At 35.0% G+C, this 23782-nt stretch carries 19 protein-coding genes and 2 riboswitches; of the genes, 6 read left to right on the plus strand and 13 right to left on the minus strand.

Annotated elements, in window-relative coordinates; genetic code table 11:
* A partial coding sequence (locus EV697_RS09290) for an IS3 family transposase (RefSeq protein WP_132024937.1) occupies nt 1–90 on the plus strand: 90 nt, incomplete at its 5' end.
* A gap of 53 nt (nt 91–143) precedes the next feature.
* On the opposite strand, the gene cgtA is transcribed toward EV697_RS09290, so the two are convergent.
* From cgtA to rplU, 4 genes are all read right to left on the minus strand, one after another.
* Nucleotides 144–1316 carry an Obg family GTPase CgtA gene (cgtA, locus tag EV697_RS09295; protein WP_132024939.1) on the minus strand — a complete coding sequence of 391 codons (1173 nt, stop codon included), beginning with the start codon at nt 1314–1316 and terminating at the stop codon, nt 144–146.
* An 8-nt stretch (nt 1317–1324) separates the two neighbouring features.
* Complete coding sequence (locus EV697_RS09300; RefSeq protein ID WP_132024941.1) at nt 1325–2245, minus strand: DMT family transporter; 921 nt, start codon at nt 2243–2245, stop codon at nt 1325–1327.
* Between the two features lie 140 nt (nt 2246–2385).
* Entirely contained in the window at nt 2386–2643 is a 258-nt protein-coding gene (gene rpmA / locus EV697_RS09305) for a 50S ribosomal protein L27 (RefSeq protein WP_132024943.1), read from the minus strand.
* Nucleotides 2644–2663: 20 nt separating this feature from the next.
* Entirely contained in the window at nt 2664–2975 is a 312-nt protein-coding gene (gene rplU / locus EV697_RS09310; protein ID WP_132024945.1) for a 50S ribosomal protein L21, read from the minus strand.
* A gap of 224 nt (nt 2976–3199) precedes the next feature.
* Here rplU and ispB point away from each other — a divergent pair, with 224 nt between their 5' ends.
* Both ispB and EV697_RS09320 read left to right on the plus strand, forming a co-directional pair.
* On the plus strand, nt 3200–4180 hold the full coding sequence (gene ispB, locus EV697_RS09315) for an octaprenyl diphosphate synthase (protein ID WP_418883941.1): 981 nt from the start codon (nt 3200–3202) through the stop codon (nt 4178–4180).
* Between the two features lie 31 nt (nt 4181–4211).
* Entirely contained in the window at nt 4212–4919 is a 708-nt protein-coding gene (locus EV697_RS09320; RefSeq protein WP_132024947.1) for an epoxyqueuosine reductase QueH, read from the plus strand.
* A 112-nt stretch (nt 4920–5031) separates the two neighbouring features.
* Here EV697_RS09320 and parC read toward each other — a convergent pair whose 3' ends face one another.
* From parC to EV697_RS09350, 6 genes are all read right to left on the minus strand, one after another.
* Entirely contained in the window at nt 5032–7278 is a 2247-nt protein-coding gene (parC, locus tag EV697_RS09325; protein WP_132024949.1) for a DNA topoisomerase IV subunit A, read from the minus strand.
* Nucleotides 7279–7378: 100 nt separating this feature from the next.
* Nucleotides 7379–9277 carry a DNA topoisomerase IV subunit B gene (gene parE / locus EV697_RS09330; protein WP_132024951.1) on the minus strand — a complete coding sequence of 633 codons (1899 nt, stop codon included), beginning with the start codon at nt 9275–9277 and terminating at the stop codon, nt 7379–7381.
* A 212-nt stretch (nt 9278–9489) separates the two neighbouring features.
* The gene (gene lpcA, locus EV697_RS09335) at nt 9490–10074 is read right to left on the minus strand and encodes a D-sedoheptulose 7-phosphate isomerase (RefSeq protein ID WP_132024953.1); all 585 of its coding nucleotides are present in this window, start codon (nt 10072–10074) and stop codon (nt 9490–9492) included.
* A 104-nt stretch (nt 10075–10178) separates the two neighbouring features.
* A complete protein-coding gene (mfd, locus tag EV697_RS09340) occupies nt 10179–13619 on the minus strand; it encodes a transcription-repair coupling factor (protein ID WP_132024955.1) in 3441 nt (1146 codons plus the stop codon).
* Nucleotides 13620–13835: 216 nt separating this feature from the next.
* Nucleotides 13836–14180 carry a ribosome-associated translation inhibitor RaiA gene (gene raiA / locus EV697_RS09345; RefSeq protein WP_132024957.1) on the minus strand — a complete coding sequence of 115 codons (345 nt, stop codon included), beginning with the start codon at nt 14178–14180 and terminating at the stop codon, nt 13836–13838.
* 284 nt (nt 14181–14464) lie between these two features.
* On the minus strand, nt 14465–15838 hold the full coding sequence (locus EV697_RS09350; RefSeq protein WP_132024959.1) for an alanine/glycine:cation symporter family protein: 1374 nt from the start codon (nt 15836–15838) through the stop codon (nt 14465–14467).
* A 108-nt stretch (nt 15839–15946) separates the two neighbouring features.
* A riboswitch (glycine riboswitch) is annotated at nt 15947–16053 on the minus strand.
* Between the two features lie 2 nt (nt 16054–16055).
* A riboswitch (glycine riboswitch) is annotated at nt 16056–16146 on the minus strand.
* A gap of 266 nt (nt 16147–16412) precedes the next feature.
* On the opposite strand from EV697_RS09350, the gene EV697_RS09355 reads away from it, so the two are divergent.
* The gene (locus EV697_RS09355) at nt 16413–18905 is read left to right on the plus strand and encodes a TonB-dependent receptor (RefSeq protein WP_132024961.1); all 2493 of its coding nucleotides are present in this window, start codon (nt 16413–16415) and stop codon (nt 18903–18905) included.
* Between the two features lie 153 nt (nt 18906–19058).
* Here EV697_RS09355 and EV697_RS09360 read toward each other — a convergent pair whose 3' ends face one another.
* From EV697_RS09360 to cmoB, 3 genes are all read right to left on the minus strand, one after another.
* The gene (locus EV697_RS09360) at nt 19059–19325 is read right to left on the minus strand and encodes a GNAT family N-acetyltransferase (RefSeq protein ID WP_132024963.1); all 267 of its coding nucleotides are present in this window, start codon (nt 19323–19325) and stop codon (nt 19059–19061) included.
* Between the two features lie 3 nt (nt 19326–19328).
* Nucleotides 19329–19529 carry a DNA gyrase inhibitor YacG gene (gene yacG / locus EV697_RS09365; protein WP_132024965.1) on the minus strand — a complete coding sequence of 67 codons (201 nt, stop codon included), beginning with the start codon at nt 19527–19529 and terminating at the stop codon, nt 19329–19331.
* Nucleotides 19530–19608: 79 nt separating this feature from the next.
* Nucleotides 19609–20589, minus strand: a complete 981-nt coding sequence (cmoB, locus tag EV697_RS09370) for a tRNA 5-methoxyuridine(34)/uridine 5-oxyacetic acid(34) synthase CmoB (protein ID WP_132024967.1) — start codon at nt 20587–20589, stop codon at nt 19609–19611.
* A gap of 159 nt (nt 20590–20748) precedes the next feature.
* On the opposite strand from cmoB, the gene rng reads away from it, so the two are divergent.
* Nucleotides 20749–22224 carry a ribonuclease G gene (gene rng / locus EV697_RS09375; protein ID WP_132024969.1) on the plus strand — a complete coding sequence of 492 codons (1476 nt, stop codon included), beginning with the start codon at nt 20749–20751 and terminating at the stop codon, nt 22222–22224.
* A gap of 100 nt (nt 22225–22324) precedes the next feature.
* Entirely contained in the window at nt 22325–23773 is a 1449-nt protein-coding gene (gene tldD, locus EV697_RS09380; protein WP_132024971.1) for a metalloprotease TldD, read from the plus strand.
* The last annotated feature ends 9 nt before the right edge of the window (nt 23774–23782 follow it).

Genomic DNA, 23782 nt, shown 5'->3' on the forward strand with positions numbered 1-23782 from the left:
GATTATATTCGCTACTACAATGAAAAACGGATACAATTAAGATTAAAAGGACTGAGTCCAATACAATATCGGATACAGTCCCTAAAATAACAGTCCAACTTTTTTGGGTCAGATCAAGAATACCTCACTTTTTAAGAATAGGGCTAAGGCTTGTAAATAATTTCCACCCCTTCCTCATCTTCCTCTGACCAATCATCCCAATCGTCATCTTCCTCAATGATATTTTCAGAAAGTTGTTCTTGATGATAATCATCCCATTTAAATTTAACTTCTTCAGGTGCTTTTTCTATAACCTCTTCAGTTTCTCTTGGCTGGGACTCTATAAAATCCATTACAATCTTACAAAGATTAGCAACATTTTTACCTGTTACCGCAGAGATTAAATAATATTCATCTTCCCAGCCTAAACGTTCTACAATTTCGGTGGCTTTCTCTTGAGCCTCTTCTTCAGAAATAGTATCAATCTTATTGAACACCAACCAACGAGGCTTATCTGCTAATTTTTCACTATATTGGAAAAGCTCACTTTCTATAATCGCAATATTATCCGCAGGATCACTTCCATCAATAGGCATAATATCGACTAAATGAATCAAAATGCGACAACGCTCTAAGTGCTTTAAAAAACGAATACCTAAGCCAGCCCCATCAGCCGCCCCTTCAATTAAACCTGGAATATCAGCAATAACAAAGCTACGATTAGCATCTATTCTCGCAACACCTAAACTCGGTACTAATGTAGTAAAAGGATAATCAGCGACTTTTGGCTTTGCTGCCGATACCGCACGAATAAAAGTTGATTTACCTGCGTTTGGTAACCCTAGCATTCCAACATCAGCTAAAAGCATAAGTTCTAATTGAATATCACGTTTTTCGCCTGGAGTGCCCATTGTTTTTTGACGAGGAGCTTGATTAACTGAAGATTTAAAACGTGTATTTCCTAGTCCGTGATAACCACCTTTAGCAATCAACATTTTCGATCCATGTTGAGTTAAATCGCCTAATACTTCTTTAGTATCATTATCAATGGCTCTTGTCCCTACTGGTACTCTTAAAGTAATATCTTTACCACGATGACCTGTACAATTAGCACTACGTCCATTTTGCCCTCGTTCTGCAGCAAAACGCTTCTCAAAACGATAATCGATCAATGTATTCAAATTTTCATCAGCAATTAAATAAACATCACCACCGTCTCCACCATCTCCACCATCAGGTCCCCCTTTAGGTATGTATTTTTCTCGGCGGAAGCTAACACAACCATTACCACCATCTCCAGCCTCAATTCTAATTAAAGCTTCATCAATAAATTTCATTGTTTCTCCTAATTTTTATTCTTTATAAACTTATGACCTATTGCTGAAAGCAAAGCACCAGATACAACGATAATCGCACCTGCATAGCTTATCCAATTTAAATCATCTATTGTAAAATATTGAGGGGCAACCCAAACCAATATATGCGAAATAACTAGTGTAAAAATAGGTATTTGTGTTGTAATTGCACTTACTTTTGCAACATCCCAACAATTTAATGATTCAGCATAAGCACCATAAGCAATTAATGTGTTCGCACAGCAATATAACAAGCATAATCCTTGAAATAAATTTAAATTCATTACTTGTGTCGGTGCTGCGGTGGGGGTAAAAACAGCAAAACAACCGATGTAAATCATAAATAAAACCTGCTGTGAAGAAAACTTAATTAATAACATTTTCTGTGCAATACCATAAGCTACCCAAATAAGTGAAGCACAAAAGCCTAAAAATACACCTTTAAAATATAAATTAAACTGTAAAAAATCACTAAAACGATCATTAAAGAATAAAAGAAGTCCAATAACTAAAAGTATAAATCCTATTTTTTGATGAATCCCCAATTTTTCCTTAAATAATAGGACACCAAATAATAACATCATAAAAGAAGAGAAAGGGCTCAATATCTGGCTTGTAGTGGGCGGTATAAACTTTAATGCATAATTAAATAAAAAGAAATTAGCGGCTAAACCGATTACGCCTAATAATAGAAACCACCAATAGCGACGATGTATATTGTTCAATTTAGGTAATTTTTTAGAGCATATCAATAAAAGAAATAATCCCAATGTAGCAGCAGAAAAACGATACCAAACTATCGTTTCAACATTCATTGCGGGTAACACTTGCTGAATAGCAATCGGCAACGAACCCCACATTACAGCGGCAGTTAAAGCATAGAAAAATCCAAGTATTGGTTTCTGTTGCATAGGATTATTACCTTTTAAAAAACTAATACACTAAAAAACAATATATTTTATAAAAATTTTTTAGTTATAATTTACTACTGTTTAGAAAGACAAAAAGCCCCACAAGATTTGCGGGGCATAATATTCGTTGTTAAAGAAGATTACTCTGCGTCAATACTTACGTATTTACGATTTTTATCGCCTTTTACTTCAAATTTTACTTTACCATCTGCAGTTGCAAATAAGGTATGATCTTTACCCATTCCAACGTTAGTTCCTGCGTGGAATTTAGTACCACGTTGACGAACAATAATGCTACCCGCTAATACAGACTCGCCACCGAAACGTTTAACACCAAGGCGTTTAGCTTCAGAATCACGACCGTTACGAGTTGAACCACCAGCTTTTTTAGTTGCCATCTACTTGATCTCCTCTGAAATTATGCTTGAATCCCAGTGATTTTCACTTCTGTGAACCACTGACGATGACCTTGTTGTTTACGACTGTGTTTACGACGACGGAATTTAACGATTTTAATTTTATCGCCTCTACCGTGAGCAACTACTTCAGCCACTACTTTGCTACCAGCAACTACTGGTGCGCCAATTTTAACATCTTCACCATTAACGACCATTAACACTGAGTCAAATTCTACTGTCTCACCAGTTGCGACTTCAAGTTTTTCTAAACGAACCACTTGTCCTTCGCTTACTCGGTGTTGTTTACCGCCACTTTGGAAAACTGCGTACATAAATACTCCGCTATATATCGTGCATATAATCTAAAACCATTGCACATAAAAATTCATATAAATAGGTCGCAAATTCTACGTAAAAATTAACCCAATAGCAAGTATTTCTTTAGCATAAAATAAAAAAATTCTAAATTTATCTGCTTTAATTTCATAAACAGATAAAATCAAGTACAATCTAATTACTTTCGGTTTTATGATGAACATTCACTATGATAGAAAAGATGAACCTTATAGATATGAATGCAATCCAATCTCTTATAAAAGCAGATATGGACAAAGTGAATAACGAGATTTTATCACAGCTAAACTCTAATGTGGCATTGATAAATCAACTTGGTTATTACATTATCCAAAGTGGTGGAAAACGAATTCGCCCAATGATTGCATTACTTGCAGCTCGAGCATTAAGCAATAATACAGATAAGACGGTAACTTGTGCTGCATTTATTGAATTTATCCATACAGCAACGTTGTTACACGATGATGTAGTAGATGAATCTGATATGCGTCGAGGTAATCCAACCGCAAATGCTGAATTTGGTAATGCGGCGAGTGTTCTTGTAGGTGATTTCATCTACACCAGAGCCTTTCAATTAATGACTAAATTAAATTCATTGAAAATTTTGCAAGTTATGTCTGACGCAACCAATGTCATTGCCGAAGGTGAAGTGCAACAACTAATGAATATCCATGATCCTGAAACAAGTGAAGAAAACTATATGCAAGTAATTTATAGTAAAACTGCTCGTTTATTTGAAGTTTCAACACAATGTGCAGCGATTTTATCTGGTGCAAATGAACAACAAGAAAAGGCTTTACAAGATTATGGGCGTTACTTAGGTACGGCATTTCAATTAGTTGATGATATTTTAGATTATAGTGCTAATGCACAGGCATTAGGTAAAAATGTAGGTGATGACTTAGCAGAAGGCAAACCTACATTACCATTATTACACGCTATGCATAATGGTAATCCACAACAAGCTGCTCTTATTCGCTCTGCAATTGAAGAAGGTGGCAAGCGTGATATTTTAGAGAATGTACTTGCTATAATGGCTGAACATAAATCATTAGATTACGCTATGGAACGAGCCAAAAAAGAAGCCCAAAAAGCCATTGATGCCATTACTATTTTACCTGAAAATGAATATAAAAAAGCGCTAGTTTCTCTTGCACATATATCAGTAGATAGAAACTATTAATAACTTAAACAATTTAATTTACGCTATAAAAATGACTGAACAAACTAATCAACCTAACACTCATAGAAAAAAAGAAAAGAAAGATCCGAATGCACCTTTTGTGCGTCCCCAATTAACATTACCAAATGGACATAATAAGCTATTACTTCACTCTTGTTGTGCCCCTTGCTCTGGAGAAGTGATGGAAGCTATTCACGCCTCAGGCATCGATTTTACAATCTTTTTCTACAATCCAAACATTCATCCATTAAAAGAATATTTAATTCGTAAAGAAGAGAATATTCGCTTTGCTGAAAAATGGGGGATTCCTTTTATTGATGCCGATTATGATCGTCAAAACTGGTTTGATCGTGCCAAAGGTATGGAAGATGAGCCAGAAAGAGGTATCCGTTGCACAATGTGTTTTGATATGCGTTTTGAAAAAGCGGCTGAATATGCACACGAAAATGGTTTTCCAGTCTTTACAAGTTGCTTAGGTATTTCTCGTTGGAAAGATATGAACCAAATAAATGGTTGCGGACATCGTGCGGCTGAAAAATATGATGATGTGGTTTACTGGGATTATAACTGGCGAAAAGGTGGTGGTTCGCAACGTATGATTGAAATCAGTAAACGAGAACATTTTTATCAACAAGAATATTGTGGCTGTGTTTATTCTTTACGAGATACTAATAAGTGGCGTGAAGCAAACGGTCGCCAAAAAATTGAAATTGGTAAACTCTATTATAGTGCAGATTAAGATTAGCAAACTGGCAAATAGCTAAAAAACTTACAAAAAACAACCGCACTTTAACTACAGACCATTGAAGAAGGCATAGTAAGATAATCCTCTATGCCTTTATTATTAAACCTTACGATTCTACCACTTCAATTTCTGCTGTACTTTGTAAACCTCTTGGTAATTGCGACCCTTTACGACCTCGTTCGGCTCTAAATTTTTGTAAATCCGCTGATTTAATGGTAATTTTTCGCTTTCCAGAATGGAAAATAATATTAGAATTTTCGTTAATTAATAATAAACGAACTAATAATTCAGACCGATCTTTAGCATTTTTTGCTGGAATAGTGATAATTTTGTTCCCTTTCCCCTTAGAAAGTTCCGGCAAATCTTTTACTGGGAAAATTAACATTCTATTGGCTGATGTTAATGCAACTAATAAAGCATTGGGATCATCAATTCTTAATGGCGGTAATACTCTTGCATTTTCAGGTAAAGAGATAATTGCTTTCCCAGCTTTGTTACGAGCCACTAACGCATCAAATTGGCAAATAAACCCATAACCTGCATCAGATGATAACAATAATTGCTGATTATCTGCTTCCATTAGCACTTGCTCTACCGTCGCCCCAACTGGCAAATTAAGTTTTCCAGTCAATGGTTCACCTTGTGAACGTGCAGAAGGTAAAGACTGCGTATCTAATGCATAACTTCGCCCTGTGCTATCAATAAAAATAACAGGCTGATTGCTCTTACCACAAGCATGAGCAAGATATTTATCCCCCGCCTTATAATTTAGCCCTTGTACATCAACATCATGCCCTTTAGCACAACGAACCCAGCCCATTTCAGATAAAATAACTGTAACAGGCTCTGCTGGTAACATTTCATTTTCAGAAATCGCCTTTGCTTCGGCTCGTTCAACAATTGGTGATAAACGAGGGCTTGCAAAAGTTTTGGCATCTTGTTGAATTTCTTTTTTAATTAAACTATTTAAACGGCGTTCAGAATTCAAAATTAATGCTAATTGATCACGTTCTTCCGATAATTTATCTTTTTCTGCTTGAAGCTCATGCTCTTCCAGTTTAGCTAATTGGCGTAAACGTAAATTTAAAATGGCTTCCGCTTGCTCATCAGTTAAAGCAAAACGTTCCATTAAAACTAGTTTAGGTTTATCTTCATTACGAATAATTGCAATTACTTCATCAATATTTAAGAAAGCAATCATTAACCCTTCCAAAATATGCAAACGGCTTAATACTTTATCAAGACGATGTTGCAAACGGCGAGTAACTGTTGTACGGCGGAAAATCAACCATTCAGAAATAATTTCCAGAAGATTTTTAACCATTGGTTTATTGTCTAAACCAATCATATTCATATTCACACGATAACTTTTTTCTAAATCAGTAGTCGCAAATAAATGAGCCATTAGCATTTCTACATCCACACGATTAGAACGTGGCACAATCACAATACGAATAGGATTTTCATGATCCGCTTCATCACGAATATCATCGACCATTGGTAATTTCTTCGCCGTCATTTGATCGGCTATTTGAGCAATCACTTTTGAAGGCGAAGCTTGGTGTGGAAGTGCGGTAATAATAATCTCACCATCTTCTTTTTTCCAAACTGCACGCATACGAATTGAACCACGTCCTTGTTCGTAAATTTTTCGTATATCATCTTTTGAAGAGATAATTTCAGCTTCTGTCGGGTAATCAGGACCTTGCACAACCGTCATTAAATCATCAAGAGTTGCTTTCGGATTATCAATCAACATCACCGCCGCATCAGCAATTTCATTAATATTATGTGGCGGAATATCCGTTGCCATACCTACCGCAATCCCAGTCGTTCCGTTTAATAAAATATGCGGTAAACGTGCTGGCAAATACAACGGTTCATCTAAGGTACCATCAAAGTTAGGTTGATATTCAACAGTTCCTTGCCCTAATTCAGAAAGTAAAACTTCGGCAATTTTAGCTAAACGAGATTCTGTATAACGCATTGCTGCAAAAGATTTTGGATCATCTGTTGCCCCCCAGTTCCCTTGCCCATCAATTAATGGGTAACGATAAGAAAAGGGCTGGGCCATTAATACCATCGCTTCGTAACATGCACTATCTCCGTGAGGATGAAACTTACCTAACACATCTCCCACAGTACGAGCCGATTTTTTATATTTTGCCGTTGCATTTAAACCTAATTCTGACATCGCATAAATGATACGACGTTGTACAGGTTTTAGACCGTCGCCAATAAAAGGCAAAGCACGATCCATAATCACATACATCGAATAATTTAAATAGGCACTTTCAGTAAAGTCACGAAGTGGCATCTGTTCAATGCCTTCATAATTAATTTGATTTTCCATTGTCTTATTTATTCAGTTGTTAAAAACTTGCGGAAAAATAACCGCACTTTTACTGGTTTTTAAAATAAAAATAGCTTATTTAAGATATTCCCAAGCCTTTTTATACCACTAATTCAGCATGATCGCCTTTTGTTTGTAACCAAGTTTTTCGATCTTCAGAACGTTTTTTGGCAAGTAACATATCCATTAATTCTAATGTTTCTGTACCATTCCCATTCGTTGAATCATAAGTAAGTTGCACAAGACGGCGGGTATTTGGATCCATTGTCGTTTCTCTTAATTGACTTGGGTTCATTTCTCCAAGACCTTTGAAACGCTGAACATTAATCTTACCTTTTCTATTTTTTAAGCGATCTAAAATCCCTTCTTTTTCACTTTCATCTAAGGCATAAAAAACATCGTTACCTAAATCAATACGGTACAGTGGCGGCATTGCCACATAAACATGTCCATTTTCAACTAATTTAGAAAAATGACGTAAAAATAAAGCACAAAGTAAAGTTGCGATATGCAATCCGTCAGAGTCTGCATCGGCAAGAATGCACACCTTACCATAACGCAACTGTGATAAATCATCTGTATCAGGATCTATTCCTAAAGCAACAGCAATATCATGCACTTCGCTTGACCCCAAAACTTGATCTGCCGACACTTCCCAAGTATTAAGAATTTTACCACGTAAAGGTAAAATCGCTTGAAATTCACGATCACGAGCTTGTTTTGCTGATCCCCCCGCGGAATCCCCTTCTACTAAAAATAATTCTGTTTTCGCTAAATCTTGTTGACTACAATCTGCCAATTTACCTGGTAATGCTGGTCCACTGACTAATTTTTTACGTACCACTTTTTTTGAGGCTCGCAAACGACGTTCTGCTGAACTGATCGCCATTTTTGCAATTTCCTCACCTTCTTGGACATTTTGATTTAACCATAAACTGAAGGTATCTTTTACTACTCCGCTAACAAATACAGCACTTTGACGAGAAGATAAGCGTTCTTTCGTTTGACCTGCAAATTGTGGATCTTGCATTTTTATAGATAACACATAGGCACAACGATCCCAAAGATCATCAGCGGTTAATTTTAAATTTTTAGGTAATAAATTACGAAACTCACAAAATTCCCTAATAGCATCAAGTAATCCTTGGCGTAATCCATTAACGTGGGTTCCGCCTTGTACCGTAGGAATTAAATTGACATAACTTTCACCAATTAATTCACCACCTTCAGGTAACCAAACCAATGCCCAACTTGCCGCCTCTTTTTCACCTTTAAAATCGCCAACAAATGGCGTTAAAGGTAATGTAATATAGCCATTTACTGCTTCCGTAAGATAATCAGAAAGTCCATCTTGATATAGCCAGCTTTCCTCTGTTCCATTAATTTTATCGATAAACTTAATTTCTAACCCAGAACAAAGTACAGCTTTGGCTCGTAATAAATGACGTAATTTAGAAACAGAGAAATTGCTACTATCAAAATATGTTGGATTAGGTTTGAAATGAACCGTAGTTCCTGTATTACGGCGACCACAAGTACCAACAACACTCAACTCTTCGACTTTCGCTCCATTTTCAAAAGCTATTTTATGAATCTGTCCATCTCGTTTTACAGTAACATCTACGCGTGCTGAAAGGGCATTTACCACCGATATTCCCACGCCATGTAACCCACCAGAAAATTCATAGTTTTTATTAGAAAATTTTCCACCAGCATGAAGTTTGGTTAAAATTACTTCAACACCTGAAACTTTCTCAATAGGATGAATATCAACAGGCATACCACGTCCATTATCAATGACTTCAAGAGATTGATCTTTATGTAAAATAACCTCTATTTTATTTGCATAACCAGCCAATGCCTCATCAACGCTATTATCAATGACTTCTTGTCCCAAGTGATTTGGTCTTGTTGTGTCTGTGTACATACCAGGACGAAGTTGAACAGGTTCCAGATCCTTTAATACAGTAATTTCATTTGCAGAGTAATTATTAGCCATAGTGTTTTCTAAAGTAATGTCGTTTAAAAATAGTATCTTTTAAAATAATTCGTTCAAAAGAAAATATATAAAAAATAATTGGGGATTCTAACAAAAAAGCAAAAAAACTTCATCTTTGAGAGTAATTTAATCTTATTCACAATAGTTAGCCTCATACAATTTTGTATGAGGCTAACGCATTATATTAATAAAAATAGATAATAATTAATAAGTTATGACAACTTTGCCATTTCAAACTCAATTAACATCATTAAAATATGAATAACTTTGATATGAATTTCTTGAATACGATCAGCATAGCGGAAATGAGGAACTCGAATTTCAACATCAGCAAGTCCCGCCATTTTTCCGCCGTCTTTTCCTGTCATCGCAATCACTTTCATACCTTTTTCTTTGGCAGCTTGAATCGCATTTAAAATATTTTTTGAATTACCTGAAGTGGATAAACCAAATAACACATCGCCTTTTTGACCAACTGCCTCAACATAACGAGAAAATACATATTCATAACCAAAATCATTACTAACGCAACTTAAATGGCTCACATCAGAAATCGCAATTGCAGGATAACCGGGGCGATTTTCACGATAACGTCCTGTTAATTCTTCAGCAAAATGCATCGCATCACAATGTGAGCCACCATTACCACAGGATAATACTTTACCGCCTTGTTTAAAGCTATCTGAAATTAAAAGGGCGGCTTGTTGAATTAATTTAATATTATTCTCATCATTAACAAATTTATCCAAAACATCTTGTGCCTCTAAAAGCTCTGCTTTAATTTGTTCTAAATACATCGGATTGTCTCCTTTATTCTTTTAAAAGAATATCAATAAGTTAAATAATCTACCTAGTAAATCTATATTTCTAGGGTAAAGTCATTCTACCTTATCAAAAATGCTTAATCCATTAAAGATTGTAGTAAATTCATCACAAAATCCAACCGCACTTTATACTCAATTAATTCCGTTACAAATCTAAATTTAGTCGGACCATCAAAGCGATAAATATTAGGTTGTTGTTGAATTAATTGAATAAACTTAACGGGATCAATATCTGCACTTGGTGAAAATTCAATAAAGCCCCCTTGACTTGTACCATCAATTTTAATAATTTTAAGTTGTTTTGCTTGTAAACGCATTTCTGCAATTTGTATTAAATTTTGAGTGGCACTTGGTAATAAGCCAAAACGATCGATCAGTTCGACTTTTAACTCATCTAACTCATGTTTATTTTCTGCGCTGGCAATGCGTTTATAAAAAGATAAACGCATATTCACATCACCTAAATAATCTTCAGGCAATAATGCAGGTAAACGTAAATCAATTTCTACCTGTTGTTGTGTCAATTCATCTAATGAAGGCTCTCGACCTTCTTTTAATGCAGTCACTGCACTTTCTAATAATTCCATATACAAAGTGAAACCAAGACTTTCTATTTGCCCACTTTGCTCATTACCTAATAATTCTCCCGCACCACGAATTTCTAAATCATGAGTGGCTAACATAAACCCAGCACCTAAATTATCCAAACTTTCTAAAGCTTCTAAACGTTTTAAAGCATCTTTAGTCATCGCTTTTGGATGTGGTGTTAATAAATACGCATAAGCTTGATGATGAGAACGACCTACACGCCCTCGTAATTGATGTAGTTGAGCCAAACCAAAATGATCCGCTCGTTCGATAATAATCGTATTTGCCGTTGGCACATCAATACCGGTTTCAATAATAGTTGAACAAACCAATACATTAAAACGCTGATGATAAAAATCAGACATCACTCGCTCAAGATCTCGCTCTCGCATTTGCCCGTGCCCAATAATAATCCTTGCTTCAGGCACTAATTCCGCTAGCTTCTCCGCACAATTTTCAATACTTGCCACATCATTATGTAAATAATAAACCTGCCCACCACGCAATATTTCACGCAGAATAGCCTCACGGATAACGAGATCATCAGCTTGTCTAACAAAAGTCTTTATAGTTAAACGACGGGCTGGCGGTGTTGCGATAATAGAAAGATCTCGAATACCATTCATCGCCATATTTAGTGTTCTAGGAATTGGCGTGGCAGTTAAAGTTAAAATATCAATATTGGCACGTAGCTGTTTAATTTTTTCTTTTTGACTCACTCCAAAACGATGTTCTTCGTCAATAATCAATAAACCAAGATCGTTAAATTTAACATCAGATTGAATCAGTTTATGTGTACCAATAAGAATATCTATTTTCCCTTCCGCAAGTTGTAGTAAAATTTGCTTTTGTTCTTTCGCCGTTTTAAAACGAGATAATACTTCCACATTGACAGGCAAATTAGCAAAACGATCCGTAAAGTTTTCATAATGTTGTTGTGCAAGCAAGGTAGTAGGTACTAAAACCGCGACTTGTTTATGATTCATTACGGCTAAAAATGCCGCTCGCATTGCAACTTCTGTTTTTCCAAAACCCACATCGCCACAAACAAGGCGATCCATTGCTTTTGCTTGACACATATCAGAAATAACGGCATTGATCGCCATTTCTTGATCAAGGGTCTCCTCAAAAGGAAAGGTTGCTGCAAACTGCTGATATTCTTCCCGATCATATTTAAAAGCAAAACCTTTTTTTGCTTCACGTTGAGCATAAATATCAAGCAATTCTGCCGCCACATCTCGCACTTTTTCAGCTGCCTTATGGCGAGCTTTTGCCCAAGCATCATTGCCTAATTTGTGTAATGGTGCTGTTTCATCAGATCCTCCTACATAACGACTAATTAAATGTAATGAAGAAACTGGCACATAAAGCTTTGAAGCATTCGCATATTCTAAAAGTAAGAATTCAGCAGTAATACCTGCATTTTCTAACGTAATTAATCCGCCATAACGACCAATACCATGTTCTAAATGCACCACAGGTTGACCTATTTTTAGCTCAGCTAAATTACGAATTAACGTATCAGGATTAACTGTTTTACGCTTATCTCGATGACGCTGTTGTACCTTTTGCCCCAATAACTCCGTTTCACAAATAATCGCAACATCTTCATCGCAGTGGGTAATAAAACCATTTTCTAAGCCACTTATATATAAACTTTGTGGTTCAGCATCTGCTATTTGATGCAAAGACTGAATTTGCTTTGGTTTAATTTTCAATGGACTTAATAAATCAAATAAGGTTTCACGACGTCCTTCGGTTTCTACCGAAAAGATAATTTTACCTTTAAAATGCTCAATAAATTGACGTAATTGTTGTAACGGCTCTTTTTGTTGTGAATTAATTGTCAATTCAGGCAAAGGTTCAACAGGTAAATTTTTCTGACGAGCAGAAGAACGTGCCACTTTCTCTGTTTTTAAACTAATTCTAGGATAATTTTTTAATTTTTGATTTACTTCATCAATACGCAACCATAGTGCTGAAGGAGCTAATAATGGTCGCATTGGATCAACTCGATGACTTTCATAGCGTTGTTGTGCATCTTGATAGAAACGCTCCGCTTGTAACTGATTATCTTCAAAATCAATAAACAACGTATTATTTGGTAAATAATCAAAGATTGTCGCCATTGTTTCAAAAAATAGCGGTTGCCAATATTCAATCCCTGAAACGAGAGTACCTTTACTCACTTGTTGATAAATATGCTCAGGATCTAAACGAATTTCACTAAATTGTTCTCTAAATTGTGTACGAAAGAACTCAATACCACGATCATCAGTAGGAAATTCATGAGCGGGTAATAAATTAATTAATTGAATATCTGCTAGAGTACGTTGCGTATCCACATTAAAGGTACGAATACTATCAATCTCGTCATCAAGAAAATCTAATCGAAAAGGTACCGCACTTCCCATAGGAAAGAGATCTAATAAGGCTCCCCTTACCGCATATTCGCCGTGTTCTAACACTTGTTCAACTGCTCGATAACCTGCATTTTCCAGTTGCAAACGTAACTTATCAATGACTAACTGATCCCCTTTCTTAATTAACAACACATTATGTTGTAAAAATTCGGGTGGACACACAACTTGCATTAATGTGGTGATAGGAAAAATAAAAATTCCTTTTTTACTATTTTGCAAGTGGAATAACACACTCAAACGTGCTGAAATAATATCTTGATGTGGCGAAAAATTATCATAAGGTAATGTTTCCCAATCAGGGAAAAAGGTAACTGATTCAGAAGTTAATTCTTTTAAGACTTTTTCTAAACGCATTGCATTTCTTGTATCAGATGTTACAACAACAGTTATCCCTTTATGTTGCTGTGCAATTTCTTCAATAACTAAACTATCTGAACCAGCAATAACATTAGCGAGAATTTTGTGATCATTACTTTTAGTGGGTATATCAAGATTAAAATACATCATACGTGCAGTTGCTTTTTCTTAAATTTTTATAAAATTGTGCAATAGTTTATCTTAAATTAAAGGGATTGCAATAAAAGCACTGTTTTTTTACACAGTATAAATTTTTGAATAATAAACAAAATACAAATAAAAAAACAAGTGAGCCAAATATGACTTGACCATATCTGACTCACTCCACTAATAGATTATTATTTTATTAATAAGATAATTGACTTTTTATTCCTCTTCATCGTTAAATTCATCTTTAAACGAATCTTTTAATCTTTCACTTGCTCGGCGAGATTCACCTTTATGTTGCAATTTATTTAATTGTCGTTCTAATTTTTCTTCTACTTCATTAATTGCTTTATACATATCATCAGATGTACTACTTGCAAATAAATCACCTAATGGTGTTCCCATTGAAGCTTCAACAGAAAATCCTTTTGGTACTTTATTTAAAATGAAATGAGGGTTGATTAATTGAGTTTGCCATTTGCCTAATTTAGCAAGTCTTTCTTCTATATGAGTACGGATTGCTGGAGTAATATCCATTTGTTTACTTGTTATATTTACGGTCATAGCATCTACCTCTTTTGTTTACTAATGAGTATCACTACTCGGTTTAAATCTTTAATAACAACATAGTCCCTACCTAGGAACTTTTCAAGAGATTTAGGGCAATAAAATAGAGAAAAATCATAAAATATGATCTATATAGAATAATCAAAAAAATGTACTTTTCTTTTTTTGAAAGATTGTTATTATTGATAAGTTGAGTAATAAAAAAGTTGTATTTAGAAATAAACACAACTTTTTATTTATTAAAATAGTAACAAGCTAGAAATTAACGATGATCTTAACATTTAAGCCACATCATCTTGATCACGATGTGTTTGCTTTATTCTCTCAAAGTAATCTCTGGTTTCTTCAATCACAACTTTACGCAAACCAATTAAGGCAATTAAATTAGGGAATGCCATTAAACCATTCACAATATCAGCTAAGATCCAAATTAAATCTAAATGAATAAATGCCCCACAGCCCACTAAAATAATAAATAAAGTGCGGTAGATTTTTATTGCTTTTATTCCCATAAGGTAAACAACACAGCGTTCGCCGTAATAACACCAGCCTAAAATTGTAGTAAATGCGAAGAAAAGTAAACCAACGGTAACGATTGTTGCTCCGATACTTGTGCCTAGTCCTTTTGAATAAGCAAAGTTTGTCAATGCCGCCCCTGCAACATCAGAAGATTGCCACGCTCCTGTTAATACCAACACGATTCCCGTCATTGTACAAACAATGATGGTATCTAAAAATGTACCTGTCATCGAGATTAAGCCTTGTCGCACAGGCTCTTTAGTTTGTGCAGCCGCCGCTGCAATAGGTGCACTTCCTAAGCCAGATTCATTAGAGAAAATCCCTCTTGCAACACCAGATTGTATTGCTTTTAATACGGTATAACCCACCGCGCCACCAAGTGCGGCTTTTGGATCAAAAGCACTATGAATGATTAATGCGATCGTATCTGGAATCAAATGCCAATTTAGGATAATAACGACTGCTGATGTAACCACATAAAGCACTGCCATAAATGGCACCATAATTGAGGCAACGCTTGCAATACGTTTTACGCCACCTAATATAATCAATGCGACTAACGTAGTTACAATAGCAGCACTTACAATAACAGGAACAGAAAAAGTATCTTCCATAGCATGAGTAATTGCATTAATTTGTGGGAAAGTACCGATACCAAAAAATGCTACTAAAATCCCAAATACTGCAAATAACTGAGCGAGCCATTTAATACCTAGACCTCGCTCAATATAGTACATTGGTCCACCCGCCATAAAACCATTTTTGTCTTTTACTCTAAATTTTAAGGCTAATAGACACTCGGCATACTTGGTCGCCATACCAAATAAAGCGACTATCCACATCCAAAAAATTGCTCCAGGTCCACCTGCTTGCACAGCCGTTGCCACCCCCACAATATTACCTGTTCCGATTGTAGCCGCAAGTGCAGTACAAAGTGCCGCAAAAGCGGAAACATCGCCTTTCTTCTTTGAACCACGTTCTTTGTTAAATAAATAATATAAGGCTCTTGGTAGTTGAACGATTTGAATAAAACCAAGACGAAAAGTGAGATAAATCCCTGTTCCAGATAACAAAATTAATAAAGGGGGTCCCCAAATAAAATTATCCGCAGTAGATAAAATTGATTGTAATGACATTGTGAATTCCTCGTAATAAAAAAACATTTACAAGGCAGTGAAAAGAGTTTTAGTGAAAGGTAAAATAACGTCTAAAGTATAAACGTTAATTCGCTAAATAATCTCTTGCCCCTGTCCTTTTGCCTGAGCGTTTGAAAAACGATAGAAAAAACTACCGCTCTTTTGCGCCTTCGGCGTCCATTTTGTGCATTGGCACATTTGGATCTCTCCAAGGGTTCGTCCAGTAACAGTCCTTGCGAATTAATCGCACCTGAAAGATTTTACCTCGTCGGTGTAGGGTTAATTCCCTACTCTCCAGCTACCTTCATCCGAACAGCTTTTAAAAAAAGTGTTGCGGATTTTAACAAGATACAATTTAATTTTCTAGTAAAAAATCACAATAAACAAAGAGAAGATAATAAGTACCATATTTTGATACGGATCACTCTGATAATCTGTATAAATAATTTTAGGATTTAAGCTACGCATAAATTAAATAAAAATGATTAATTTCAGCCACATTTTCTTATTGTTTTTTCTATTTTTATCCCTATACTTATTGCCCTTTTGAAAAATAAGATATAGGTATGAACAAATGCGATTAAAGAAAAATCAAATTACTTTGATACTATTTGGTAGTTTTTATTTATCCACCATAGCTTATGCACAGCAGACAATATTAGAAGAAATTTCTGTTGTAGCTAAACAAGAAAAATTTGCTGGTTCTACATTACAAGATTATCTAAAAGTTAATGATCATATTGTAAAAAAAGAAAAACTACAGATGAATTCTGCTACTTTAGGAAATGCACTTTCAGGAGAATTAGGCGTGCATTCTAATCCATTTGGTGGTGGAGCAAGTACACCTGTTATTCGGGGACAAGAAGGTGTAAGAGTAAAAATCTTACAAAATGCTTCTGATGCTATTGATATGTCAACCCTATCACCAGATCACGCCGTTGTGGTTGATACTTTATTAGCACAACGTGTTGAATTAGTCCGTGGTTCATCAACGTTACTTTATTCTACTGCATCTCCTGCTGGTGTAGTAAACATTGTTGATCAACGCATACCAACACAAATTCCTGAAAAAGGTTATAAAGGTGAAATAAATACCCGTGTTGATACAGCAAGTAAGGAGAGATCCGCAACAGTAGGTCTTACGTTTGGATTAACGGATCATATTGCTTTACGTTTGGAAGGACTACAACGTCATTCTGATAATTATCAAGTAAGAGGTATTCATTTAGGTGATACATTAAAGTATGTTCCTGATACTCACAATCGCTCTAAAGTGGGAACAGTCGGTTTATCCTTTATTGATGATAAAGGTTATTTAGGTATTTCTTATAATTACCGTAAAGATAAATATGGCTTACCTGGACATAATCATAAATTTGATACTTGTACTGGACATATTATTGATCCAAACCATTCTACTTTAAAACCGACCCATTATTATTTAGATCCCTACCCACATTTAATGAATGATAGCGATCTACTTGATATCGTTCACTTTCATTGTGGCACTGATTATGATTTAGATCCAAAACATAGTCATGATCATCCCTATGGGCATGAACACGATCACTCACATACAGGTCCTTGGGTAGATTTAGAATCTAAACGAGTAGATGTACGAGGTGAAATTAATCAACCATTTTTAGGAATTGAAAAAGCAAGATTAACTTTAGCATTTGCAGACTATTATCATGATGAAAAAGATGCGGGGAAATCTGGTGATACACTCTATCCAAATAGAGGTAATCCTCAAGCAAATTTTGGTAAAGCAAATGCAAAATTTAAAAATAAAGGTTTTAACTCTCGGTTAGAATTTGAGCATACGCCTATTGGTAAGCTAACTGGAACCTTTGGTATTCAATATCAACAACAAAAGAGTAGTGCAACAACACCACCAGAATTTTCTCGTGATGGGATTAAATCGCTTAATCCATTAATCGAAAACACTAATAAACAAATTGGTGTATTTGCGGTAGAACAGTATCGTACTGATAATTGGTTTTTTGAAATTGGAGCAAGATTTGAAAATCAGCGAACGCCTATTTATTATGATCATCAATTATTAGAAAGATTCCGAAATAAATATAAAAAGCAGAGAAATACTATTGAAGAAACTAATTTCTCTACTCGTAGTGAAAATGCTTTTTCCTATACTGGTACAGCAGAGTGGTATTTCAGCGATAATGATCGACTTTCTGCAACTTTATCTCATAATGAGCGTTTTCCAACACCAATGGAACTCTATTATCATGGTAAGCATTTAGCAACCAATTCCTTTGAATATGGTAATCGTGATTTAACAAAAGAGAAGTCTAATAATATTGAAATTGGTATTGCTCGAGAAAATAGCTTTATTGATTATAGAATTAATGCTTATTACAACCATTTTAAAAACTATATTCATAACGAGAATCTGTTCCGTTCAGGTAACCTATTTATGCGTCGCTATAATCAAGCAAAAGCAAGGTTTTATGGATTTGAAGGTGAGTTAACAGTAAATTTTACGCCTGAACATAAAATGACAATATTTGGTGATTATATTACGGGTAAGTTAAAAAATTTGGGTACCATTTATGGTGATAATATTTATCAACCTTATACTTGTATTGATGAGTATGATGGTTGGGAAGATACATGTTATAAAGTAATTGGTATAGAGCAAATACATAAACCGGATCGTAATGCGGCAAGAGTACCGCCTTCTCGTCTAGGTATTCGCTTTAATAATCAATTTGGAGAACATTGGTCAACATTAGTTGAATATACCCATGTATTTTCACAAAAGAAAACCTCTGTTGCTATTCATGGACGTAGACCACCAAAAGATGACGATGATGATCCAACGCCACCTTTAGAAGCAGTTTATGTGAAAGAAGATGTAACAATGAGATATGATTTGCTCAATTTAGGTATAACTTATGCTAATAAAGTAGGGAATGTAAATTATAAAGTAATTTTAAATGCAAATAATTTACTTAATGAAAAAATATATATTCACAATTCTTACTTACCTTATGTGCCTCAAATGGGGCGTAATTTTGTACTAGGCTTGAATCTAACATTCTAAAATAGTAAACAAAATTGATTTAAAAATAGAAATAACCTAAAGGGTTGAAAATGATGTAACATCAAATTCAACCCTTTTTATTTTTGCTAAAATATTTTTATCAAAATACTAAAATAAATTACAATAACATTGTTATCTAATACGAGTGAAACACTATCTATTTTCCTTCTCCCATTTCTTTGCAATATAACTACAACTAGGAATTAAATTAAGTTGATTTTGTTCTACAAACTCTACTAATGCCAGATATAACCTAGCTGCAACACCTTGTCCTCTAAGTTTGTCTGACACATAAGTATGATTGGCATTAATTGTGTTTTCATTCTCAAAAAAATAAGTTAATTCAGCAATTTTATTACCTTGCTCATCTAATAAGAAAAATTCACCATTTCCTTCATCTTGTATGTGCTGAATATTCATAAATTATCTCCAGTCTTCATCAAAATTTTCATTTGTTGCAAAATCTGCTGTGTCACTTGGAATTGCTTTTTCTTCTGCTGCCCATTCCCCTAAATCAATCAGTTGGCAACGCTTACTGCAAAAAGGTCGGTACAAACTTTCTTTTGACCAAATAACTGGCTTTTTACAAATAGGGCAAGGGACTTCAAAAATTTCATTATTCATTAAATTTATTCTCTTTGTTATAACTCATTAAAAAACTTTTATATGTACAAATAAATGAAATAGAGAATAGCATAAATCATCATTTGTTTGCCAAAATAACCGCTCTTTTCGGTGCTGGATAGCCTTCAATTGTTTTATTGTGATCATTTGGATCTAAGAAATCAATCAAACTCTCATTTTCTAACCATTCTGTTTTTCGCTGTTCTTCTAAACTGGTGACCTCAACATCGACACAACGTACATTTTTAAATCCAACTTTCTCTAACCAATTAATAAGCGCAGAAACAGACGGAATAAAATAAACATTTTTCATTTTTGCATAACGATCGGTAGGTACCAACACAGTATTGATATCCCCATCAACAACTAATGTTTCTAATACTAACTCGCCACCAATCAATAATTGGTTTTTAAGCTGTGTTAAATGATCTAAAGGGGATTTTCGATGATAAAGCACCCCCATTGAAAACACGGTATCAAAAGCGGCAAGAGGTTGCATTTCTTCAATACCTAGCGGAATTAGATTCGCACGATTGTCATTATTTAATAATTTTCTCACGGCTTCAAATTGACAGAGGAATAATTCCGTAGGATCAATACCTACAACCATTTTTGCCCCTTCCCCTACCATACGCCACATATGATAACCGCTACCACAGCCCACATCTAAAACTGTACGATCTTTTAAAGGAGCAAGATGTGGCAAAACACGTTCCCATTTAAAATCTGATCGCCATTCACAATCAATATGCACGTCATACAAATGATAAGGCCCTTTACGCCATGGCATAAGTTGCTTCAAATGATGAGTTAAACGTTGTTGTTCCCCAGTTGATAGGGGAAAATCTCTCGTCGATTTGACCGCACTTTTAAGATCAATATGATCAGCCATCAAGTGCGGTAAGAAATCCACAATTTTTACCCATTTACTATAATCTCCGTGAGTTTGCTTTTCCCACTGACTAAGTTGTAATGGAAGGGTTTCTAACCAATGTGACAAATTACTACAAGCAATTTGTTGATAAAATGGACGAAAATCAATTTTGTTATTTTTAATCATATGAATTAGTTATATCGCTATCAGTCTATGGAATAGTTATTTTTAGAAAAGTTATCTAAAAATTTGATTAAGCTCGCATTTTACCTTAATTATTACTGTTATTCTATTTCCCTTTTCGTTAGACTAAGCAAAAATTTAATTAGATAAATTGGTCTTATTATGGATGCAGTAGAATTATTAGTAAATGTTACACCAAATGAAACAAGAATAGCTCTTGTTGATACTGGTGTATTAAAAGAAGTTCATATTGAACGCAATGCAAAACGCGGTATTGTTGGTAATATTTATAAGGGGCGAGTAACAAGAGTGCTCCCTGGTATGCAATCGGCTTTTGTGGATATTGGATTGGAAAAGGCTGCCTTTCTTCATGCTTCAGATATTGTTTCTCATACCGAATGTGTTGATGAAAATGAACAAAAACAGTTTATTGTAAAAGATATTGCGGAGTTAGTGCGTGAAGGACAAGATATTGTCGTGCAAGTTGTTAAAGATCCTTTAGGAACAAAAGGCGCAAGACTAACAACCGATATTACCCTCCCTTCTCGCTATTTAGTATTTATGCCTGAAAATAGCCATGTGGGTGTTTCTCAACGAATTGAAAGTGAAGAAGAAAGAGCAAGATTAAAAGAATTAGTATTGCCATTATGCGATGAACTCGGTGGCTTTATTATTCGTACCGCAGCCGAAGGGGCAACAGAAGAAGAACTTTTACAAGATGCTGAATTTTTAAAACGATTATGGCGAAAGGTGCTTGAACGCCGAGCAAAATATAAAACTCGCTCAATGCTTTATGGCGAGTTAGCAATGACTCAACGTATATTACGCGATTTTATCGGTGCAAAATTCAACAAAATCTATATTGACTCTAAACTCTGTTTCAATGAAGTAAAAGAATTTACCAAAGAATTTATGCCAGCCTTAACAGATAAACTAGCAATTTATTCGGGAAATCAACCGCTCTTTGATGTCTATGGTGTAGAGTCGGCTATCCAAACCGCACTAGATTGTCGAGTAAACCTTAAATCAGGTGGTTATTTAATTATTGAGCAAACAGAAGCAATGACTACTATTGATATCAATACAGGTGCATTTGTAGGACATCGTAATCTCGAAGAGACTATCTTTAATACAAATATTGAAGCCACGAAAGCAATCGCTCAACAATTACAATTACGTAATCTTGGCGGTATGATTATTATTGATTTTATCGATATGCAAACTGAGGAACATCGTAACCGAGTATTAGAATCATTGCAGGAAGCATTATCAAAAGATCGAGTAAAAACCAATGTTAATGGTTTTACGCAACTCGGTTTAGTGGAGATGACAAGAAAAAGAACAAGAGAAAGTTTAGAACACGTACTTTGTACAGAATGCCCTGCTTGTAAAGGGCGTGGTAAAGTGAAAACCGTAGAAACTATCTGTTATGAGATAATGCGAGAAATTATCCGAGTACATCATTTATTTTCAAGTGAGCAATTTGTAGTTTATGCTTCACGAGCTGTTGCAGATTACTTAATTAATGAAGAAAGCCACGGATTACTCGCAGAATTAGAAGTATTTATCGGTAAACAAATTCAAATAAAGACCGAAGTCTTTTATAATCAAGAACAATTTGATGTAGTTGTGATGTAAAAAAGACTATGATACAGTCGGTAAATGTCTAATTAACCATAAAAACAATAAAATAAGTATATGTCATATCGCTTATATTTATTCAATAAATAGGAACAAAATGTTAAATAAAGTAACACAATCATTATTGGGACAAAGTAATCTATCAATAACCGATCTGTCCAATGTATTTGATGTATTATCTCATCGTAATCTGGATTATGCGGATTTATATTTTCAGCTCAGTCAAGATGAAATTTGGATATTAGAAGACAGTATCATAAAAGAAGGTGCTTTTCATATTGATCGTGGCGTTGGCGTTCGTGCGGTTAGCGGAGAAAAAACAGGGTTTGCTTATTCCGATCAAATTAATTTAGATAATCTAAAACAATGTGCAACGGCAGCCAAAGGTATTGCTCAAATTAAGCAAGGTAATATTATTACCCCTGCTAGCTTTAATCAAGTTAATGCGCCTTTACGTTATGCTTCGCTTAATCCTTTAGAAAGCCTAAATAAAGAACAAAAAATCGAATTACTACATCTTATTGATCGTACTGCTCGTAACGAAAGCCCATTAGTAACACAAGTATCCGCCACTCTTAGTTCAATTTATGAAGAAGTATTAGTTGTGGCAACTGACGGTACACTTGCTGCTGATATTCGCCCATTGATTCGTTTATCTATTTCAGTATTGGTTGAAAAAGATGGAAAACGTGAACGAGGTGGGGCTGGTGTTGGAGCAAGAGTTGCCTTAAATTATTTCCTAGAAGATTATCAAGGTGAAACAAGAGCAACTTATTATGCCAAAGAAGCCGTTAGACAAGCACTCGTTAATCTTAGTGCTAAACCAGCACCAGCGGGACTTATGCCTGTAATTTTAGGTTCAGGTTGGCCTGGCGTACTTTTACACGAAGCGGTTGGTCATGGATTGGAGGGGGATTTTAATCGAAAAGAAAGTTCATTATTTACAGGTAAGATTGGCGAATTAGTTACTTCCCCTCTTTGTACCATTGTTGATGATGGTACATTACAAAACCGACGTGGTTCATTAACTATTGATGATGAAGGTGTGCCTAGCAAATGTAATACTCTGATTAAAGATGGGATATTACAAGGCTATATGCAAGATAAAATGAATGCTAAATTAATGGGCGTTAAACCGACTGGAAATGGACGTCGAGAAAGTTATGCCCATTTACCAATGCCAAGAATGACCAATACTTATATGCTTGCAGGGAAAAGTAAATTTGATGATCTAATTAGTTCCGTAGATTATGGTATTTTTGCACCGCACTTTGGTGGCGGACAAGTGGATATTACCTCAGGTAAATTTACTTTCTCAACCTCCGAAGCTTATTTAATTGAAAAAGGAAAAATTACTACACCAATAAAAGGCGCAACATTAATTGGCTCAGGTATAGAAGTGATGCAAAATATATCTATGGTATCCGATAAAGTAGAATTAGACGATGGCATTGGTGTCTGTGGAAAAGAGGGACAAAGTGTACCAGTCGGAGTGGGGCAACCTGCACTAAAAATAGATAAAATCACTGTGGGTGGAACAAATTAACATACGTTA

The sequence above is a fragment of the Bisgaardia hudsonensis genome (genome assembly GCF_004345785.1).
GTDB classification, from domain to species: domain Bacteria; phylum Pseudomonadota; class Gammaproteobacteria; order Enterobacterales; family Pasteurellaceae; genus Bisgaardia; species Bisgaardia hudsonensis.

Bases quoted from the DNA above. Each gene is read 5' to 3' on its own strand.
- cgtA (WP_132024939.1), bottom strand. From the start codon at position 1,316: ATGAAATTTATTGATGAAGCTTTAATTAGAATTGAGGCTGGAGATGGT.
- EV697_RS09300 (WP_132024941.1), bottom strand. From the start codon at position 2,245: ATGCAACAGAAACCAATACTTGGATTTTTCTATGCTTTAACTGCCGCT.
- rpmA (WP_132024943.1), bottom strand. From the start codon at position 2,643: ATGGCAACTAAAAAAGCTGGTGGTTCAACTCGTAACGGTCGTGATTCT.
- rplU (WP_132024945.1), bottom strand. From the start codon at position 2,975: ATGTACGCAGTTTTCCAAAGTGGCGGTAAACAACACCGAGTAAGCGAA.
- ispB (WP_418883941.1), top strand. From the start codon at position 3,200: ATGAACCTTATAGATATGAATGCAATCCAATCTCTTATAAAAGCAGAT.
- EV697_RS09320 (WP_132024947.1), top strand. From the start codon at position 4,212: ATGACTGAACAAACTAATCAACCTAACACTCATAGAAAAAAAGAAAAG.
- parC (WP_132024949.1), bottom strand. From the start codon at position 7,278: ATGGAAAATCAAATTAATTATGAAGGCATTGAACAGATGCCACTTCGT.
- parE (WP_132024951.1), bottom strand. From the start codon at position 9,277: ATGGCTAATAATTACTCTGCAAATGAAATTACTGTATTAAAGGATCTG.
- lpcA (WP_132024953.1), bottom strand. From the start codon at position 10,074: ATGTATTTAGAACAAATTAAAGCAGAGCTTTTAGAGGCACAAGATGTT.
- mfd (WP_132024955.1), bottom strand. From the start codon at position 13,619: ATGATGTATTTTAATCTTGATATACCCACTAAAAGTAATGATCACAAA.
- raiA (WP_132024957.1), bottom strand. From the start codon at position 14,180: ATGACCGTAAATATAACAAGTAAACAAATGGATATTACTCCAGCAATC.
- EV697_RS09350 (WP_132024959.1), bottom strand. From the start codon at position 15,838: ATGTCATTACAATCAATTTTATCTACTGCGGATAATTTTATTTGGGGA.
- EV697_RS09355 (WP_132024961.1), top strand. From the start codon at position 16,413: ATGCGATTAAAGAAAAATCAAATTACTTTGATACTATTTGGTAGTTTT.
- EV697_RS09360 (WP_132024963.1), bottom strand. From the start codon at position 19,325: ATGAATATTCAGCACATACAAGATGAAGGAAATGGTGAATTTTTCTTA.
- yacG (WP_132024965.1), bottom strand. From the start codon at position 19,529: ATGAATAATGAAATTTTTGAAGTCCCTTGCCCTATTTGTAAAAAGCCA.
- cmoB (WP_132024967.1), bottom strand. From the start codon at position 20,589: ATGATTAAAAATAACAAAATTGATTTTCGTCCATTTTATCAACAAATT.
- rng (WP_132024969.1), top strand. From the start codon at position 20,749: ATGGATGCAGTAGAATTATTAGTAAATGTTACACCAAATGAAACAAGA.
- tldD (WP_132024971.1), top strand. From the start codon at position 22,325: ATGTTAAATAAAGTAACACAATCATTATTGGGACAAAGTAATCTATCA.